Annotated in this window: 13 protein-coding genes; 7 read left to right on the plus strand and 6 right to left on the minus strand. The window is 57.2% G+C overall.

From position 1 onward, the window contains the following. Window positions 1-76 precede the first annotated feature (76 nt). Window positions 77-295, minus strand: coding sequence for a hypothetical protein (locus L1A08_RS08625; protein WP_238755931.1), 219 nt, complete (start codon window positions 293-295; stop codon window positions 77-79). A 636-nt stretch (window positions 296-931) separates the two neighbouring features. Between L1A08_RS08625 and L1A08_RS08630 the strand changes: the two genes are divergently transcribed. From L1A08_RS08630 to L1A08_RS08655, 6 genes are all read left to right on the plus strand, one after another. Beyond that, window positions 932-1,453 carry a sigma-70 family RNA polymerase sigma factor gene (locus tag L1A08_RS08630; protein WP_238755932.1) on the plus strand — a complete coding sequence of 174 codons (522 nt, stop codon included), beginning with the start codon at window positions 932-934 and terminating at the stop codon, window positions 1,451-1,453. Further along, window positions 1,453-2,433 (plus strand): hypothetical protein, encoded by a 981-nt coding sequence (locus L1A08_RS08635; RefSeq protein WP_238755933.1) that lies wholly within the window; start codon window positions 1,453-1,455, stop codon window positions 2,431-2,433. The genes L1A08_RS08630 and L1A08_RS08635 overlap by 1 nt, the downstream gene beginning before the upstream one ends. A 35-nt stretch (window positions 2,434-2,468) precedes the next feature. After that, window positions 2,469-3,755 carry a DUF1552 domain-containing protein gene (locus L1A08_RS08640; protein ID WP_238755934.1) on the plus strand — a complete coding sequence of 429 codons (1,287 nt, stop codon included), beginning with the start codon at window positions 2,469-2,471 and terminating at the stop codon, window positions 3,753-3,755. A gap of 84 nt (window positions 3,756-3,839) precedes the next feature. Beyond that, window positions 3,840-5,063 carry a DUF1552 domain-containing protein gene (locus tag L1A08_RS08645; RefSeq protein WP_238755935.1) on the plus strand — a complete coding sequence of 408 codons (1,224 nt, stop codon included), beginning with the start codon at window positions 3,840-3,842 and terminating at the stop codon, window positions 5,061-5,063. Beyond that, on the plus strand, window positions 5,060-7,360 hold the full coding sequence (locus L1A08_RS08650; RefSeq protein WP_238755936.1) for a DUF1592 domain-containing protein: 2,301 nt from the start codon (window positions 5,060-5,062) through the stop codon (window positions 7,358-7,360). The genes L1A08_RS08645 and L1A08_RS08650 overlap by 4 nt, the downstream gene beginning before the upstream one ends. A gap of 18 nt (window positions 7,361-7,378) precedes the next feature. Then, on the plus strand, window positions 7,379-10,732 hold the full coding sequence (locus L1A08_RS08655; protein WP_238755937.1) for a DUF1592 domain-containing protein: 3,354 nt from the start codon (window positions 7,379-7,381) through the stop codon (window positions 10,730-10,732). A 463-nt stretch (window positions 10,733-11,195) separates the two neighbouring features. Here the strand turns inward: L1A08_RS08655 and L1A08_RS08660 are convergent, their stop codons facing one another. The 5 genes from L1A08_RS08660 to L1A08_RS08680 form a co-directional block, all read right to left on the minus strand. After that, a complete protein-coding gene (locus tag L1A08_RS08660; RefSeq protein ID WP_238755938.1) occupies window positions 11,196-12,548 on the minus strand; it encodes a dihydrolipoyl dehydrogenase family protein in 1,353 nt (450 codons plus the stop codon). Between the two features lie 223 nt (window positions 12,549-12,771). After that, complete coding sequence (locus L1A08_RS08665) at window positions 12,772-13,350, minus strand: thioredoxin family protein (RefSeq protein ID WP_238755939.1); 579 nt, start codon at window positions 13,348-13,350, stop codon at window positions 12,772-12,774. Window positions 13,351-13,405: 55 nt separating this feature from the next. Next, window positions 13,406-13,954 (minus strand): DsrE family protein, encoded by a 549-nt coding sequence (locus L1A08_RS08670; RefSeq protein ID WP_238755940.1) that lies wholly within the window; start codon window positions 13,952-13,954, stop codon window positions 13,406-13,408. Continuing rightward, on the minus strand, window positions 13,947-15,665 hold the full coding sequence (locus L1A08_RS08675) for a bifunctional metallophosphatase/5'-nucleotidase (protein ID WP_238755941.1): 1,719 nt from the start codon (window positions 15,663-15,665) through the stop codon (window positions 13,947-13,949). Before L1A08_RS08675 ends, L1A08_RS08670 begins: the two co-directional genes overlap by 8 nt. A gap of 56 nt (window positions 15,666-15,721) precedes the next feature. Continuing rightward, a complete protein-coding gene (locus L1A08_RS08680) occupies window positions 15,722-17,284 on the minus strand; it encodes an MBL fold metallo-hydrolase (RefSeq protein WP_238755942.1) in 1,563 nt (520 codons plus the stop codon). Between the two features lie 264 nt (window positions 17,285-17,548). Between L1A08_RS08680 and L1A08_RS08685 the strand changes: the two genes are divergently transcribed. Then, window positions 17,549-18,214, plus strand: a complete 666-nt coding sequence (locus tag L1A08_RS08685; RefSeq protein WP_238755943.1) for an ArsR/SmtB family transcription factor — start codon at window positions 17,549-17,551, stop codon at window positions 18,212-18,214. Window positions 18,215-18,910 lie beyond the last annotated feature (696 nt).

Below are 18,910 nucleotides of genomic sequence, written 5' to 3' on the forward strand. Positions count from 1 at the left end.
CGTGAGCGATTCGCCGTGCGATAAAGAACAGCACCGCACGGAGCCGGTGCAACACCGCGTGCGACCACCCTGGCTGTTAGAAGAACGTCTGGAATTGTTGGGTTCGGATTCTTAGCAACCCACTTCCGGCTGGGCGGAGAAGTTGGAGCCGCTCGGACTTCGTCGTCCGGATATTCTTCGGTAGCCGAGCCCGGAGGATCTCGTTCTCCTTCTTCAGATAGGCGACGTGTCGGACCTGTTCCTGCTGGGTGAGGGAGGCCAGCATCACCAACAGCGGATGCAGCGTGCGTCGCATGGCGATTGTCCTTTGAGTTCAGTGTCAAAGGAGCTTCCCTGCAGGTAGCGAAGAATATTTGCACCCCGGACGTCAGCCGGTGCACGACGAGTTTATCGAGTGGAGCAGGGGACCGGGATCGGGGTTCCTGCCAGGCCGGATTGCGCTCTTAGAAATACGCGCGCGTCATTCTGAGAGTCTCGAAAATACGCGCAGCCCTTGATTTCTGTTAACCAGCCAGTTGTGAGTTCGTATCCGTCAGGTTCGGTTTTTGGGGGACCATTCGAGACGCGTTTGCCGTAAGTCGTTGCCAGTACTTTAGTACAAACTTTTGGGACGGCGCGTAGGGTTCGTAACTCCGTCTTGAAAGGGGAGCTTTTGACAGTCTGTACACGCCGAAACCCTCAGTCACGCTTTTGTGGCTGAGGGTTTTGTCGTTGCCGCTTGCATAAGAAGCATGATTGGTTGAGTCCGGGTGGGTGGTTAAGGTGGTATTCACTCCGGGGACGACGGCGAAGTAAGAGTTCTCGCAAGAAATTGTGACCGCCGGGGGTTCTCGCGGAATAGACAAAAGAGCAGAGACGGAAAACGTCTCCCCGGGCCGGTTGTATGCCCCAGGAATCTGGCTCCACCATTTGACTTGAACTCACATTCTTCATGCCGCCACCACAGGACGACACCCGCTTCATTGAAGCGTTGACGCGCCACCAGCCCGCACTGGAGGCGTTCTGCCACGCGAATCTTGCCAATCGAGAGGATGCGCGCGAGGTGCTGCAGTCGACTTGCGTGAAGTTGTGGCAAAAGGCGGCGGACTGGGATCCGGATACGGAATTCTTGCCGTGGGCGTTCACCGTGGCGCGATTCACGCTCCTTTCGCATTACCGGGACCAGAAACGCGATCGCTTGGTTTTCGATGAAGATGTGATCCAGGCAATGGCGGGCGAAATCGAGCAGGTCGCAACCGCATTTGATAAGCGGCGCGAGGCGCTCGCGAAGTGCATGAAGAAACTCGATCAAAGGCAGAGGGCTTTGCTCCATGACCACTACACCGTCAGTCAGAGTTTGCGGGAGATCGCCGAAGCCTCGGGGCGGAGCCTGAGTGCGGTGAAAATGACCTTGCTGCGAATTCGTCAGCAACTCAGTGCGTGTATTGAACGCGAGATGAGGACCAATCCGTGATGGAAGAACAACTTCTTAACTTGCTTCAGAAAGTCCGCGATGAGGCCGACGAAGCTGCGCGAACCGAACTCAACGAACTGCTCCGGAATGTTCCAGAAGCTCGAACGATCATGGCCCGGACACTGGTCGATGAACAGGCCCTGGTCGGTCACCTGCGCGATGAGTCAATCGTTTCCATTCTCGATGCGGAGGGAGAAGTCGCCAAAAGCGGGCCGCCAGCGAGGCCTGCGACGCGTCTTTGGACCTGGCCGCAGCAGATCGCTATTGCTCTGGTTGCGGGAGCGTTTGTTGGTCTGCTGGGAGTCGGGGTAGTCCGGGCCGTGAACTCGCCGCAATCACAAGCAAGAGCACTTCACGTTGCGAACGGCGATTTTGAGGCGTTTTCCGGTCCGGTTGAAATCGGTTTTCCGTCTCAATTCGGCAGGTGGGGAGGGAATCCAGCCGAGGTGATTGAAGACCCCGATGGAAACCGAGTGTTGCGTTTTCTGAAAACGGGAAATGTCAATGGTGATCCCGACGACTTCGCCTCGAACTGTTCGGTTTTTCAGTTAATCGATCTGTCGTCCCTCCGGCAGCAGTGGGAAGCGACAGTTCCTGAGATGCAGGTCACTCTCAACCTCTCAGCCCGCTTCCGCCGAAAGCCCGCTCCGACCGATGCCGAGTTGCCGAAACTCGTGGGAAGTTGCCGCATCTACCTGTTCGAAGCTGAGCCCGAGGCGATCAGTCAAGGATGGCCTCGTATCGTTAGCGAGGACGGAGTCGGATATGGCAAGAAGGTGATCGAGCTCGCGCCGGGAGAAGAGCCAGCAACGATTACCGCATCCTGCCTTCTGGATTCGGACGCGACTGTTGCACTCATTGTCGTTGCAGCAGGCACCCGCTCTCATGCGGCTCCCATCGAACTGGGGGGCTATTTCGTCGATGATGTTAAGCTCACGGCGATCAGGCAGCCGACTCTGCCAGTCCACTTTGTGAAGTAACTCATTTCCCTGACCAATTACCAAAGTTCAAAATGATGAAAACCAACCTGGACCGCCGTCACGTTCTTCGCGGAGTGGGAGCTCTGATCGCTTTGCCTGCGCTGGAATCGATCGGCTTCCGCCGCTTTGCTTCGGCTGCAGACAGAACGCCCGCGAAGCCGTCCAAACGCTGCGTGTTTCTCAGCCTCGGCTTCGGCGTGACCAAAGAGACCTGGTTTCCTGACGTCACTCAAACGGGAGCCGACTATGAGCTTTCCGAAGGCCTCGCTCCGCTGGCCCGTCACCAGACCGATATCACTGTCGTGCAAGGTTGCGCGAATCAATACACCAACGAAGCTCACTGGGGCAGCACCTTCTGGCTCACTGGAGCCAATCGCTATTCCGTGCCCGGCCAGAATATGGCGAACAGTATCTCAGCCGATCAGGTCGTCGCGCAGCATCTGGGGCAGGACACCCGCTTTTCGTCGATCCAGCTCAACGCCGCCAGTCTTGAGGGGCACGGACCCGGCCTCTCGCTGGCTTGGGATCAGCGGGGCAAGCCCGTCGCCGGCCAGAACGACCCGGTTCAGGTTTTCCACAAGCTCTTCTCGCCGGATGACATGCCGCTGGAACAACGACAGGCCGCCATTGCCGAGAACCGCAGCGTCCTGGACGCTGTCCTGACCCAGGCCAGACGCGTGCAGCGCGGCCTCTCCAGAACCGACACGGACAAGCTCGACGAATACTTTCAGGGCATCCGCGACATTGAGACGCGTCTTAAAAAGGACGAAGCCTGGCTGGACATCCCCAAGGCGAAGCCTCCCCTCGACGAGCCCGAACCCGGTCTGAAGGGGAAGGCCGAGATCGAGATCATGCAGGATCTGATCGTGGCCGCGTTGCAGACGGACAGCACCCGCACACTGAGCTATCGCATGCCCGGTCAAAGCCTCCTGCAAAGTCTCGATCTCAAACCGAGCGCTCACAACGTGAGCCATTACTCACCCGGCGACCGCATGGAAGCCTCGAAGGTCCGCGACAAGGCCCACAGCGAATTGCTGGCCCGGCTGATCGACAAGCTCAAGGCGACGAAGGAAGCCGATGGATCGAGCCTCTTCGACCATACCGCCGTGGCCTGGGGATCGAACATCAGCTCCATCCACTACCTGACCAATTGCCCGACCATCCTCACCGGCGGCGGAGCCAATCTGAAACTGGGGCAGCATCTCGTCCTGCCGAAGGACACACCGCTGTGCAACGTGTGGCTGACCATGCTGCAGGGACTCGGCATCGACGCTGAACGACACGGCGACAGCACGGGCGTTGTGAAGGAACTGCAGGCTTAAGATTTTTGCGTCCTCTGCGGATACGCAGGTCGTTGTGCCGTAGAAAGATGAATCCTCATTAACTCCAGGGCGACAGGCGGAATTATGAAAAGACGTACCTTGCTTCAAGGAGCTGGCGTTGCCTTGCTTCTTCCCTGCATGGAGAGTCTGGGGCAAGTCAGCGAGAGGGATTCGCCGCGACGCCTGCTCACGATTGTTAATCACCTCAGCTTCTATCAGCCCGAGTTGATCCCGCAGACGAACGGCACATTCGAGAAAACGCCGTCCTTGCTGGACGAGTTATCCGAACACTTTGATCATCTGAAGGTTTTCAGCGGGCTGAACAACCCAGCCGTGCAAAACGGGTTCGGGCACACGCCTTGCGTGGGCATTCTCTCCGGTTACTTCAACAAGCTGCACCGCAAGAACCGGCTATCGATTGACCAGGCAGTCGCCGATCTGATTGGGGCCGACACGCGTTTCAAGTCGCTGGTCTTTCAGGCAGGTGAGAATCTGAACTTTTCCCAGATCTCCTGGGACAAGCACGGATTGCCGGTTAAACAGATCGATTCGCCTCACAAGATTTTCAACCTGCTCTTCCAGGTCGACGAAAACGAGAAGACGCAGCAGCAAGTTCTCGCTGAAGACCGCAGCATTCTCGATGCGGTCCTCGTCCAGGCCCGGTCCATGGAGAAGCGTCTCAATGCCACCGACCGGGCGAAGATGGACGAGTATCTCACCTCCGTCCGCGAAGTGGAGCAGACCGTGAAGCGTCGCGCCTACTGGGCCGACCGCTCCAAGCCGCAAACCGACTACGAACTCGAGGACTTCAACCGCAAGTCGGTCGACGACTACGTCGGCACCTTGCTGGATCTGGCCGTCCTGGCATTGGAAACCGATTCGACGCATGCGGTCACGGTTCAGATTCCGTTCTGGGAAGGCTTCAAGGAGCCGGACCTCACCGGTAACTACCACGACCTTTCCCACCACGGCCAGAAGCCGGAGAAGATCGAGAAGCTGCTTATGTTGGAGCACGCAATCCTCAAGCGGATCAATGCCTCGCTCAGCACGATGAAGGAACGCACTGTCGGGAACAGTTCACTGTTCGATCAGACGACCACGCTCATCACCGCCTCCATGGGCAGTGCCAACTCTCACAATTTCGACGACCTGCCGGCCTTAGTGTTTGACAGCCGGATGAAGACCGCCGGCCATTGGCAGAAAAAGGACGCCCCGATGAGCAACCTGTACCTCGGGCTGCTCCAACTGTTCGGAGGCGAACACGACCGTTTCGGTGAAAGCACTGGAGCCTTCGAGGTGCTGTCATGATGCGGCTGCTCCCGACCATGCTGTTCGTGAGTTTTCTCTTGCCGGGGACTCTTTTCGCAAAGACAAAACCAGAGCAGTTCTTTGCCCAGAACTGCGTCAAGTGCCATGGACCTGAAGAACAAAATGGCCAGGTCCGTCTGGACATCCCGGTGGAGACGCTGTTCGCCAATGAAGAGTTGCTGGAGAGAATTGCTGCTGTGCTTGAGGCGGACGAAATGCCGCCGGAAGAGTCGCCGCAACCTAAACCCGAAGCAGTCGCTGAGATCATGGATTTGCTGCAAAAGCGTATTCTCGCTCAGCGCCCGACCAATCCACTGAAGCGACTCACTCACGCTGAGTACACCAACACGATACGTGATCTCTTCGGCGTGGACTTTGATTTCACCGGTTTACTGCCGCCCGATCACGTGGAACGCGGCTTCGACAAGTTTGGCGAAGCCCACCTGATGTCACCGCATCAGGTCATGGCCTACCTCAAGACCGCACGCTTCATCGCCGAGCGGGTGTTGCCGGACGCCAAACCCAAGACGAGGACGTGGGAATTCGATGTGCGACATTTCCACGGCAGCAAAAACTTTGCAACCGGCGGGGGTGGGGATTACCGCGACGGGGATGACTATGTTCTTACGGGCTTTCGTCCTTACCGAAGCAATCTGCATTTCTCCATCGATCCGGAGGCGCACGATCAATTCGTGATTCCCGCTTTTGGGGTGTACCGGCTCGAAGTGAAGGCGCATTCGGAGAAATCGAAGGAAGGCGAGGTCATCGGGATCAATCTTGGTGACGGGCGTCACCCGACCAGCTTTCAGATGATCCGCCGGATCCCCATGCCGCGTGGCTCAAAAGGTTTTACGACCGAGCTCACCCTCAAAGCGGGCGACATGCTGGCCTTCACCTTCGATAGCGCCCGCGTGCCGGGCAGGAGCCTTGCAAAGAAACCGCACGATGGTCCCGCCATGCGGTTCTCCCATATGAAGGTGACCGGCCCGTTGACTGAGCAATGGCCAACCGCCGCGATGAAGGCCATTCTCCCAAAGCCGAACATGAAGCCGGCGGAGCTGGTCGATCATATTGCGTTGTTTCTCACGCAGCGGCCGCTGGTGGAGGAGGAGCGGAAAGCTTTCGTCGAGATCGCGCGAACCCAGGAGAAGTCGGGCGCATCGATGACCGCCACCGCCCGCAGCGTGCTGATCGCGCTGTTGACCTCTCCACACTTCATCTACAAGTCCGAGTCGTCTGAATTAACCGACGTGGAACGGGCTCACCGTCTGTCGTACTTCCTCTGGAACTCTGCCCCTGATGCCGAACTTCTCAGCGCTGCCAAGTCCGGAGCCCTGCGCACGGATCCATCCGCCCAGGTGGAGCGGATGCTCAAGGACGCCAGGGCGGGACGATTCATTGACGACTTTACCCGCCAGTGGCTGCAGCTCGACAAGGTGGACGACTTCGGGCCGGACGTCCGTGTGTTCAAGAATGTGCGCCGCATGACGGTCGATTCCATGAGCCGCGAAGGCCGCGAGCTTTTCCGCTACCTGCTCGAGAACGACCTGAGCATGGAACACTTCATCGACTCGGATTTCGTCATGGTCAATGACCGCCTGGCTCGCTTCTACGGCTTGCCCGCCGTCGAGGGTGATGACTTCGTGCCGGTCAAACTTCCTGAGGAAAGCGAACGTGGTGGGCTCGTGGCTCAGGCCGGTTTCCTCAAGCTCACCTCCACCGATTTCGCCACATCACCGATCCATCGGGGCTCGTGGATTCTCAAGAATCTCTACAACGAACGCATCGAACCGCCCGCTGACGTGTTGATCAATGAGCCGGACATCCGGGGGACCACCACCGTCCGCGAAGCCATTCTCAAGCATCAACAGCTTGAAAGCTGCTCCCGCTGCCATTCAAGGATCGATCCCCTGGGGTTCGCCCTGGAACACTACGACCCGGTTGGGCGTAAGCGGAGCGAGTATCGCCATGTGGAAGTACTCCCTGCCGAGCTGGAGGGAACGACGTTCACGAAGAAACTCAAAATTACCACGGTGCCGATTGATGCCGCTATGAAACTACCAAACGGCCGCGAGGTGCGTGACCTCCCCACGCTCAAGGCCGCTCTGATGGCTGACAGGGAACGCATCCTGAAAGGCATCGTTGGGAAACTCATCAGCTATGCCCATGGCCGCGAAGTCACCCGGGCCGACCGTCCGCATGTCGACGCAGTCTTCGAGTCGATTGCGCAAGAGGACTTCTCACTTCGCGCCGCCATCCACGTCATCGTCGCCCACCCTGCATTCGGTCGGAAATAACGATCTACGGATACACAAATGACCCGTTTCGTATTCACAATCTGCATTGCATCTTTCTCGCTTTGTTCTCCCGCGCAAGCCGCCCCGCCCGAAGCAAGCCTTCCGGAGAGACACAAAGCCTTCTTCAAGGCACACTGCCTCGACTGTCACGATTCCGAGACACGCGAAGGCAAAGTCGATCTGGAAAAGCTGCCATTCCGGATCACCACTCTTGAGCAGGCGGAACTCTGGCAAAAGGTACTCAACGCGCTGAACTCCGGCGAAATGCCGCCGGAAGATTCTGAACAGCCAGGCAATACCGAGAAGGCGAATTTCCTGGATGATCTGGCTCAAACGATGGTCGCCGCGCGGCAGGCGCTCTCGGATTCAGGGGGCAAGATCACAATGCGACGGCTCAACCGGCGTGAGTATCGCAACACCATCGAACAGTTGACCGGCGTGAAAGTCGATGTCGGTTCACTGCCCACCGATGGCGGCTCGGGAACGTTCGATACCGTGGGCGCATCGCAGTTCATCTCCAGCGATCAGTTCGAGCAGTATCTCAAGCTGGGACGCCAGGCGATCGATGAAGCCTTCGAGCGTCAGGCGGCTCGGAAAGGAGCGGCGACTGAATCCACGGTCATCCGAGTCGAGCCAGAGAAGACGATCAACCCGGCGAACGAAAAAGAAATCGCGGAGATCGAAGAACGACAGGAACGTTTTGCGCGGTGGAAGAAAGGAGTCGATGAAGCAGCCAGGACTCCTGAGAATCAAGCAATCATTGCCGAGATTCGAAAGACGAATCGCCTGATCGATCACCCCAACCGATTCTATACTTTTGCTGACCGGTTGCAGGGCACTCCCGATCCAAGGGACTTCGGGTTTAGCGACGCGCAAAAAGCTGCCGCTTCTGATCCTTCACGAAGCCGAAGTCTGGCTCTTCACAAACACTACGTCAGCCTGCCACATCGCGATCGCGGCACTTACCTGAAGCTTGCTCACGGCACCGGTCGCATCATTGTTCCTCCGAAGAAGAAGAATCTGGCTCCCGGCAGCTATGTCCTGCGCGTGCGTGTCGGTGTCGTAGAAGGCACTCCGGCCGAGCGACGTTTCATCCAGGTGGGGCATCCTCAGCGCCAGATCGAGAGCAGAAACTGGGGACTCGAAGGCCCCGCCATCAGCACGCATCAAGTCTCCGGGACCATCGAGAATCCGGAAATGATCGAAATTCCTCTTGAGGTCACCTCCAGTACGATTTGCGAGTTCGCAGTGCAGGAGAAACAGCCCAACAACGGAAACCTCAAAGCGCTTTGGAATTCGCACGACAAATGGAAAACTAAAAACGGCTACGGCCACCCCCCGGCGATCTGGATCGACTGGGTGGAGCTGGAAGGTCCACTCAGTCCCCCCGGAAAACGATTAAAGCAACGCCGCGAAGTTGAACTGCATGCCAATGCAAAGGTCGGTGGCACGTACAACGGCTGGTTCAAGGGCGGTCATGACAACGCCAATGCTTTTCTGGAATCCGGCTCGCCACAGAAAGGCATCGCTGATGAACAGGAGGCAAACTTCCGCATACGTCAGTTTGAAGAACATGGCCCAACTTTCCGTCGATACCTCGATGACCCGCTTACGAAGAACGGTTCATTCCTGACAATAACCCCCGTCAACAAAGAAGAGTTCATCGCATTGCCTCCGGAGCATCCCTCGGGCTGGCGAGAAACAAAGCACGTTGTGGAGAGCCTGCCTCCGGGTGACTATAAGTTGCGATTCCGCATCGGTGCCGTCGAAGGCACTCCAGGTGAACGTCACTTTGTCGATCTCGGTGCCGTTCCTGGAAAGGACCAGTTCAATCACCTGGCGACTTTTCAGATCACGGGGTCAACGGACAAGCCTCAGATCATCGAAATGCCGGTTCAGCTTTCCAATGACGGCCCACGCAAGTTCGCTCTGCGCGAGAAGCGCGACCCGCAGACTGATCAGCATCGCTACAAAGCTGCCTTGAAAGAAACCGGACTTGGCCCGGCTCCCGCTCTCTGGATTGACTGGGTCGAATGGGAAGGTCCGTTCGAAAGGGCGTCAGCTCAATCTGCGCTCGCCGACACGCTGGCCCGCAACGATGCGGATCTCGATGACGCGCCCCGTGCCCGGAGAGTACTCGAGCAGTTTGCTCAACGCGCGTTTCGAGATGTGTCGCCAGAATCCGAGTTCATTGATCAGCTCGTTGCGATCTACGAAAGACGTCGCAAAGCAGGAGAGTCCTTCGATGTGGCAATTCGGACGCCGTTAAGCGTCATTCTTGCTTCGCCTGGCTCCCTCTATCTCTACGAACCTGGTGACGAAGCCGAACGACGACAGCTTGATGATCGCGAACTCGCCGTGCGGCTTTCCTACTTCCTCTGGAGTGGACCGCCGGATGCAGAACTGCTCCAGCTCGCGGAAGAAAACAGACTGCATCTTCCAGAAACGCTGCGGCAACAGGTTGATCGGCTGATTGCCGATCCGCGTTCGGATGAATTCGTAGCCGGTTTCGTCCATCAATGGCTGGACATGGAGCGTCTCGATTTCTTTCAGTTCGACGTCAACCTCTACCGTGATTTTGATGAAAGCACCAGGGCAGCCACGCGCGAAGAGGTCTATCAGTCTTTTGCATACCTGCTTCGCGATTCCAAAGACGGTCGCATCGGCAAGCTCCTGAAAAGCGACTACGTTTTCGTAAACGGCCTGCTCGCTACCTACTACGGCATCGAGGGCGTCACGGGCGACGAGTTCCGCAAAGTCAAACTGCCCGCCGATTCGCCTCGGGGCGGATTACTCGGCATGGCTGCCATCCACGCCATGGGCAGCGATGGTGTCGTCAGCAGCCCGGTTGAACGGGGGGCCTGGGTATTGCGTTACCTCTTGAACGATCCCCCACCGCCGGCCCCGCCGAACGTCCCGCAACTCTCGCGTCTGAATGAGCAGGTGCTCACCACACGCCAGCGCCTGCTCGCCCACCAGGAAGAAGCCCAGTGCGCCAGTTGCCACCGCAAGATTGATCCGATCGGCTTCGGACTGGAGAACTTCAACGCCGCTGGAAAGTGGCGCACCACGGATCATGCCGGAGGCAAAGGGAAGAACGGGAAGACCTGGACGATCGACGCTTCCGGAGCATTCCACAACGGCCCAGCCTTTGGCGACTACCAGGAATTACGCCACCTCATCGCCGAACGCGAAGAAGACTTCGCCCGCGGCTTCACCGAACACCTGATCGAGTATGCGTTAGGCCGCCCCTTCGGCTTCACGGATGAAGACTTGGCGAATGAAATCGTTGGCGCCGCGCAGAGCAAAGAGTTCCCTGTTGGTGAATTCATCCACGCCCTCGTCCAAAGCAAGCGGTTTCAATCGAAGTAGTCTCCAGCCCAAACCATCACAGGAATTCAATTGCATGACCAGCTGCAATCAGCTCTGGGTCACGCTTCCCATTCCCGAGGAGAATCTCAATCTAGCATTCCCGTGGATCAAGATTCGGGGAGCAGGTCAGGTTACAGGGATCGCAGTGGGCTGCTGGAGTGAGGGCTTAGCCCGAACGCAAGCACGACCACTGCGACGACAAATCGGCCGGGATCTTGCCACCTAGACTGCTGTGAGGACGGCGATGCTTGTAGCCTTGGCATGAGCCGCAGACCGGAATCTGGGGCCACCGGTTTCCACAACAGGTGCACGTTCGACGTGAGCACTGACACAGCGCGTAGAACGGGATGCTGAGAAGGTTCTCAAGAGCAAATTCGAAGTTCGACTGCAGGCGTTTGCAGGTGCAAACTCAGCATGGCAGGGGATCGACGCCCATGCGACTGCCGGAGAAGCATGAAATGCTCTAAACCATTGAGCTGACATCGGCGGTTAACGACGGAAACGCGAAAAGGACTGATTTCAATTCCTTTGTTGTCATCCCGGCTGCCATCGCGACCGTGAAAATATTGATGACTTCGAATGCCTCCGGACCCAGCAGATGGGCGCCCAGAATCAGGTCTGTGTTTTTGTCGACGAGGATCTTGTACATCGCATGGCCCGCCCTGATCTTTTTCATGGAGCTGAACTGGGACCAGTCGCCTTTTCGCACTTCAAAATCGAGGCCCTGTTGATTTGCTTCGGCTGATGTAATACCCACGGCCGCCAGAGCTGGAATCGTGTAAACGGCTGAGGGAACGCTGAGGTCGGTTGTCCGAGCTACGTTTCCTTCAAGAAGGTTCTTCGCAACGGTTTTTCCGTGGTAGTTGGCGACGGGAGTCAGGGGAGGTAGCGAGGTTGCCACGACGTCTCCAGCCGCATAGACAGCCTCATTCGAGGTGCTTTGCAGAAACTCGTTAACTTCGACGCCTTTCTTGCTGAATCGAACTCCCGCGTTCTCCAGACCCAGCCCTTCGACCTGCGGAGCTCGACCTGCTCCATGGACGACCAGATCAGCGTCGATACTGCTCGTTCCGCCATCGGATGACGACGTAACGATCAAGCCGCCGTTCGACTTGCGGTTGATCGATTCGACTTCAGTCTGCTTCCTGACCTCAATACCGACTTGACGTGAACGTTCGATGAGAACATCGACGAGTTCCGAATCGAACTTTTCCAGGGGCTGACTCCGCTCGAGAATGGTGACTTTGGCTCCCGCTCGGGCGGCGACATGAGCGAATTCGAACGACACATATCCTCCTCCCACAAACACGATTCGTTCAGGCAACTGGTCCAGTTCCAGGAAGTCGTCACTGGTTATCATCAATTCGGCCCCGTCGAATGGCAATGAAACCGGCGCAGCGCCTGTGGCGAGGAGGATTTTTTCCGCCTCGATCGTTCGCCCGTCCACCTCGAGCGTCGTTCGCGAGGTGAAGTGCGGCCGACCCTGAATGACTTCGATTCCCAGTTCGTCGAACGATTCCCGCTTATTCGGCGTGACGGGATCGGTGAACGTCCGTTTGAATTCAATCAGGTCGTTCCACTCGATTTGCGTGTTTTTCAGGTTCGTCCCGTAACCGGACATCCTCTGCGCTCGGTCCACCAGTTCGGCGGCGCGAACAAGCACCTTTTTAGGGACGCAACCCCGTAAAGCGCACGTTCCGCCGATTGGTCGAATATCAATGACCGCCAGCTGCCAGTTTGCCTTTGCACAGCGCGTCGCGACGCGTGTCGCCGCGGGGCCGCTTCCGAGAATGACCAGGTCGAATCGATCCGCCATTGTTGCTTCTCCTCGTCTTAACGAGTGGTTGCAGGAGTTTCGCCCGGAAAGGAAAGAAGCCGCCATCAGCGAGGCGGCCTCATGTAATCGATTGCCAGTCCTGACCAGGGCACAAATGGAGTCTTAATTAAGGTGACAGCACATTCTGTTCCCCATAGCCCATTTTTCGGAGTGTGAAAGCACCGTGATCCTCAATTGAAGGGATGGCGGATACTGGGGAGAATCACTTCGTGGCCTTATGGCGGTCCACCAGCGCGATCAATTCTTCAGCTCCCACGTAACCAACGCGTTCGATCTCCTGGCCTTGCGGATCGACCAGCAGTACCGTCGGCAGATACTTGACTGAATACTTTAAAGCCGCGTCGGGTGTGCTGGTTGAATCGATCTCGACGCGAACGGGAATCACCTGATCTTTCAGCATGGTCTGGACCGATGAGTCCGGCCAGACGTGTCGATCCATCATGACGCAGGGAGGACACCAGGGCGCGGCAAAGTCGATGAGTACCGGCTTTCCAGTCTCCTTCGCTCTAGTCAGTGCCCCATCGAGGTTGGTGGACCAGACGACCGGATCCTGCGCAGCCGATTCTTCCTGCGTTTCCAGAGCGACTGGCGATGGGGACAAACCGGAATTCAATGAGAGATTTTCTGTCCGCTGTTCTTCGCCCGCCCAGAGCGAAGCCCCGAGAATCACCGCGAATGCGACGAGGAGCAATGTCAACCACAGTGGAATAGGACAACCGGCGGTCGAGCAGGCCGGCGACGATGTAGATTTCCGTGTGATGGGAGTTTGTGGAGTAGCCATAGTGTTTCCTTTATCGTTCAATTGGAGGATGACGATTGTCTTTCATCCTTGCGTGTTAAAACTTGATGTAGGCGTAACCCTGCATCTGCAAATCGATAATCCGTGCATAGGCAGCTGCGGCGAGGAGAACGTCCGGATGAACGTCGATTTTCTCCCAGCCTTCCTCCCGGCGACGGGCATCGCACAGTTCCAGATGAATGCCGAGCCGGGTCAATTCCGAGATCAGTTTCGTATTGGGATTCCCGGTGTCCGTCTTCTTCACACGATTCCACGCGTCATCGGTCAGGAGATGAGTCGAGGCGTCTCCGTGAAAGACCGCTCGGATCTCAAGCTGATCTGCTGGAATACCCTGTTTGGCGTAGAAGCCCCGAAGCTTTTTCAGATAGAGCAGGCCTTTGGAGACCCCCTCTTTCCATTTGTCTTCGGAGATCTGGTAGACCACTTTAATCGGACCATCGTGCTCAAGGCCGATGACAGGACGGTTGGAAGGATCAGTCTCGGTCCTCGAACTGGGCGGAGTCTCTGCAGAGGCCAGGTTGGCCATCAGCAGAAGTCCGGCAATGATCGAAACCCGGAGTAGACAAGGTGGCGCGATGTTAACCATCGGTACTTTCCTTTTTCGTTGGGGATGAGGTGGCAGGGAATTGAGCGGACTCGTCCGGCGTGCGGGTCAGGTTCCGCTTGCGAATAAGTTCAAGAAACTGGGACCGCATCACAGGGGGACGAACCGTACACCGAACTGGTGGCTCACCGGTCTCGTTGATCGACTGGCCGGCCAGGTATTGCCGTACAGCATCGTGAGTAGTGACATTGAGAAGGCGGGTGCTGCGACACTGCTTGACCCGATGAATCTGATCTTCCGGTTGCCCGGTACGAGCCCCGGCGGCAATGAGATAGGATTTCTCCGGGTCGATTGGCTCTCCATCAATCGTCAGACTCTTCAATCGTTGCCCCGCAGACGCAGTGGAGTCGAATTCCACCCGCATGTTGGTTGACGGGCGCGCGAGCCATCCGCCATACAGTCGATCGGGCGAGTGCGAAAACACGTTCTCGAACTCGTTCTCCCAGTAGTCGATCAACTGTTTGCCATCGGCCAGGCCGACCTTAAGCTCGAGCTGCAGGGGCAACCAGTTCCAGAGATCGTTCTCGGTGATTGGTCCGGGAGCGGTGGGAGGTGCGAACCGGAACCCGTTGCTGAGAGCGACCTCAGTTCCGGCAGTTTTTCGTATTGCATCTGCGATCAGGCTGTCCATCGACGTGCTCATGACGTTGTAGCGTTCAAGCCAGATGTCCGTATGGCCAATGACCCGGTTCATTCGCTCGCGATGCGGCTTCAGTTCCGCGTCGACAATTTCCTTGACCTGTTCGTCCTCAGGAAAGCCTTCTGCCCGGAGCTCGATGAGTTTCCACTGATGGTCGGTGATCTTCCCTTCACTCCAGGTGAGGTCAAGGATGCCCACAAGTGATCCGAACGCGCCGGCTTCGACAATGATTGTGTCATCGACGAGAATTGGCTCGTAAGTGCGTTCGTGCGTGTCTGACGAAAGCATCACATCCACGCCGGGTAACTGTCGCGCCAGTGGAACCGCTTTGTGCAGTCCAATGTGCGTCGCCAGGACGACGACATCGACCTTCTTCACCTCTCGCAGTTCATGGATCAACGGGCGGAGAACCGCTTGAGCTCTGAAATTCAGACCTTCGCTCATGTACGGCGGCTGACGGGTGGGAACATCTGGATCGGTAAACCCGAGAATCCCCACGCGGACTCCATTAATCTCTCGGATGAGATACGGCTCGAAGATCGCGTCGCCGGTGCGAGAATCAAAGATATTTGCGGCGACAAGTGGGTAGTTGAGCTGCCGGCTGAGGTTCTGCAACTGCTCCGCTCCGTAAGCCACGCCCCAGTTTCCGGGGATCGCGACGTCCAGATCCAGCGCGTTCATGGGCCGCACCATGATCTCCCCTCTGGTCCAGGCCCCGGGACCAGAGCCCTGAAAGGTATCGCCGCCGTCGATTCTCAAGATTCCATGCGGCCGCTCGGCTTCGAGGCGCCTGAACGCGGTCGCGATTCGAGCGAGCCCTCCGGCATCACGAACGCGGTCTTCTCGATGATCGTTCCAGAACAGTTCCGGATGCGGTTCGAGCTGGGCGTGGATGTCGTTGATGTACGCGATCGACAGTTGTCGGACGCTGTCGTCGCTGCGAGTGTTGCTCGTCCTGGAATCAGGCGACGGCCGTTCGCTCGCGACCGCGGAACCAGTTAAAGGGAGGAATAACATTGCAATTGTAGCGATGGCGAGAAGTGGAATTCGCATGGCTTCAGTCCAATCAGAAAGCTGGTGGGATTGATGATCTTTCAGGCCGTGACCCGTCAGGCACGATGTGTCTCAGAAGGTTTACCCGGGGATTCCGGTTTGACGACCGGATAGCCTGCGGCCACCCAGGCATTCCAGGAACCCGGCACGGTACGGGCGTCGAATCCCGCACGGCGAAGGAGGCTGACACCGATACTGGCCCGATAACCGTTTCCGCAATACACGATGACCGGCTTGCTCTTGTCCAACTCCTGGAGTCGTGCCGGGATCTCGGGAAGAAACATGTATTTCGCACCGGGGAGATGCCCCATGTCCCATTCCGACGGCTGGCGGACATCGAGTAACGTCATTGCCGAGGTGGGGAAAATCCTATTCACGGCGTGGACCGACATCGTCTGGAATGAATCGAATGCTTCTCCGGAGTTGACCCACGCGGACATGTCACCCTCGAGGGCGACCTCGACATTGAGAAAGCCAACTCGCGAGAGCCAGTCGACCGGCCCTTCGACATTGCCCTGGGCAGGTTTGACCAGTGCGATTGGCCGATCGGGATCAAGCACCCAGCCACCCCACATCGACATCACCTCGTTGTACCCAATGTTGAGGGCACCAGAAATGTGACCGCCCGCATACGCCTGCATCAAGCGAGTGTCGAGAAGTTGCATCTCCCCGGACTTCAGTCGTTTGCTGAAGTCTTTCGGTTTCAACATCTCGGGATAGGGCGTTCCTCCCAGCACTTTGGGGCCAGCCGCATTGATTTCCTTCATGCGTGGCCAGTAATACGGGACCGGTGGTTGAGCGTTGAGCAGGGCTTCCGTGAAGATCTCCCGATCGTTCATCCGCCAGTACGGGTTACCGCGGCGCTCGTTCGCCAGAGTAGGATCCCCTTCCGGAGCTTTAATGCCTGCTCCACAGGGAGAACCGGGACCGTGAGCGGGATAGATGGTCAATTCGCCGGGGAGATCTGTGAAGGCGTTCTGCACTGAATGATGAAGAGCTCTGGCGAGGGCATCGGTATTCTGGACGCCCATCAGATCTGGTCGGCCGACCGATCCCACAAACAGGAAGTCTCCCGTAAACAGAGCCCATGGCTTGTGCGTTCCATGGGATGTGGCCAGAAACGAAACATGCTCCGGCGTATGTCCTGGCGTATGAATAACCCGGAGCCCAATACTCCCCGCGGACACCTCGTCACCGTCTTTCAGTCGTCGGTCGATCTGGAATCCATATCGGGCGCCGCCTTCGACGCTGGCACAGATCTGGGCTGTCCCGGTTCGTGCCGCCAGTTCGCGGGCTCCCGATACAAAGTCGGCGTGAACATGCGTCTCAAGAGCATAGAGAATCGTCATACCGTGCTGTTTCGCCAGCTCGATGTAGACGTCAACATCGCGGCGTGGATCGATCACGACGGCGACCCCGGCCTCTGTGTCTCCGACAAAATAAGAGTAATGGGAAAGCCCGCCCGCTTTGATGGTTTCCAGTACCACACCAGAAGGGGGCTGGGTGGCCTGCGAGCTTTCTTCGGCCCGAAGAAGAGTGCCCAGGCCAGGGAGAAAGACCGTTCCCAGGCCCACAGTCGCGGAATGCTGCAAGAGTTCTCGTCGATTCAGCGAGGTCATGGTGGCTTCCTTTTCAGTTCAATCAGTAAGAGGTTTTTAGTCGCGGGCGGCAGAACCGTTGCAGTTGCGAGTTCGGGTCTGACCGATACGGAGATTCTCACACCAACACGAAAAAGGTCAAGAGATCTTTTGAGTAATGATAAAGGGAAAGCGCGGATGGAATCAAATAGTCTATGGAGTTATTGATCATTAGGTGGCTCTGGGTAAGATGAAGAGATCGTGGACTCCAATATCAGGGCCCGGCCCAAAGGGAATTCAGCAGACATGCCAGTGGAAACGAAGAAGCAGGCTCAGATTTACGAGCAGTTGTCGGGGATCGGCGGAGCGCTTGCTAACCCCCATCGTCTGAAAATGCTGCAATTGCTCACCCATGGAGAGAGGACAATCGACGAACTCGGTCAATTGACCGAGCAGTCGTTAGCCGCCACGAGCGCTCATGTGAAATCCCTCAAGGCGAGTCACCTGGTCAGCACGGAGAAACGAGGGAGAAGCACCTTCTGCTACTTAAGTGACGCTCGCGTGCTCGAGTTGTGGCTGCGGCTCAGGGATCTGGGGGAAATCATTGTTCCCGAGATCAGGGAAATCATGAGAGAGGACTTTGATGCCGACACGGGACTTTCGCCGCTGACGCCGAATGATCTGAACACCAGGCTGAAAAGAGGGCGATTTATCCTTCTCGACCTCCGGCCCGGCGCCGAGTTTGAGAAAGGACATCTGCCCCGGGCCCGGAATATTCCATTCGACACTCTCGAGACTGCCTGCGAGCACCTGCCTCGCAAGACGCCTCTGCTGGTCTATTGCCGGGGGCCTTTCTGTGCGGCGGCCATGGAAGGAAACCAGCGCCTTCGCGATCAGTCGTTTAATTCGCTCCGGCTTAGATTCAGCGTACCCGAGTGGAGAGCGGCCGGGCTTCCCGTGGAAGAGAATTAATCGAGAGATCCGCGTTTTTAGTTGCTGTATCTGTAGATCGGCGCGTTGTCCCGGTACGCTCGCCTTCGATTCCAGATTAACGTCGCGCGACCCACTCGCGTTGACCTCCCTTTGCGTTGCTTGCCCCGGCTCTTGTGGGGATTCGCCATGTCGCAGTTCGCTCCGTTTTACTCTCAACGAAGACAGCTCGAAGGGCAAGTCTGTCAGACCATTTCAGAACCCAGCAATTCAATGGGTTTCCGGTCTCTCATTTGCAATGCTCGCTGTCGAGTGATGACTCAGCTTACCCACACCGGTTTTTGATGGTTCACACCCGACGCCAGCGTCATCAGCGATCGACATGGTTGGAATTCGATCAGGAGAATTTCCTGGCGAAGGTATGGGAACAGGTCATTGACAGAAACATCATAGCGAGCCGTGGATCGAGAACCTCCTCACCAATGCGACATCTTCCTGGAGAGCTCCGATGCGGAGAACGTTTTTCCCGGTCTCTGTAATTGCATTCACGTTATCCGTCTCCCCGGTCTGGGGGTGTCCGTATTGTGAGTCCGACATCGGCAGAGAGGTCGCGGCAGGGATCTTTAATGAGGATTTTGCTCTCAACGCTTCGCTCACTCTTTTGCCCATTCCCGTTCTGCTACTTGTTGTCGCTGTGATGCATTTCGGCTTTCCACTCCCCAGGCAATCCGCGAATGG

It is taken from the genome of Rubinisphaera margarita (assembly GCF_022267515.1).
In the GTDB taxonomy this organism is placed as follows: domain Bacteria; phylum Planctomycetota; class Planctomycetia; order Planctomycetales; family Planctomycetaceae; genus Rubinisphaera; species Rubinisphaera margarita.

Bases quoted from the DNA above. Each gene is read 5' to 3' on its own strand.
- L1A08_RS08625 (WP_238755931.1), bottom strand. From the start codon at position 295: ATGCGACGCACGCTGCATCCGCTGTTGGTGATGCTGGCCTCCCTCACC.
- L1A08_RS08675 (WP_238755941.1), bottom strand. From the start codon at position 15,665: ATGCGAATTCCACTTCTCGCCATCGCTACAATTGCAATGTTATTCCTC.
- L1A08_RS08650 (WP_238755936.1), top strand. From the start codon at position 5,060: ATGATGCGGCTGCTCCCGACCATGCTGTTCGTGAGTTTTCTCTTGCCG.
- L1A08_RS08660 (WP_238755938.1), bottom strand. From the start codon at position 12,548: ATGGCGGATCGATTCGACCTGGTCATTCTCGGAAGCGGCCCCGCGGCG.
- L1A08_RS08670 (WP_238755940.1), bottom strand. From the start codon at position 13,954: ATGGTTAACATCGCGCCACCTTGTCTACTCCGGGTTTCGATCATTGCC.
- L1A08_RS08635 (WP_238755933.1), top strand. From the start codon at position 1,453: ATGGAAGAACAACTTCTTAACTTGCTTCAGAAAGTCCGCGATGAGGCC.
- L1A08_RS08665 (WP_238755939.1), bottom strand. From the start codon at position 13,350: ATGGCTACTCCACAAACTCCCATCACACGGAAATCTACATCGTCGCCG.
- L1A08_RS08640 (WP_238755934.1), top strand. From the start codon at position 2,469: ATGAAAACCAACCTGGACCGCCGTCACGTTCTTCGCGGAGTGGGAGCT.
- L1A08_RS08630 (WP_238755932.1), top strand. From the start codon at position 932: ATGCCGCCACCACAGGACGACACCCGCTTCATTGAAGCGTTGACGCGC.
- L1A08_RS08680 (WP_238755942.1), bottom strand. From the start codon at position 17,284: ATGACCTCGCTGAATCGACGAGAACTCTTGCAGCATTCCGCGACTGTG.
- L1A08_RS08655 (WP_238755937.1), top strand. From the start codon at position 7,379: ATGACCCGTTTCGTATTCACAATCTGCATTGCATCTTTCTCGCTTTGT.
- L1A08_RS08645 (WP_238755935.1), top strand. From the start codon at position 3,840: ATGAAAAGACGTACCTTGCTTCAAGGAGCTGGCGTTGCCTTGCTTCTT.
- L1A08_RS08685 (WP_238755943.1), top strand. From the start codon at position 17,549: ATGCCAGTGGAAACGAAGAAGCAGGCTCAGATTTACGAGCAGTTGTCG.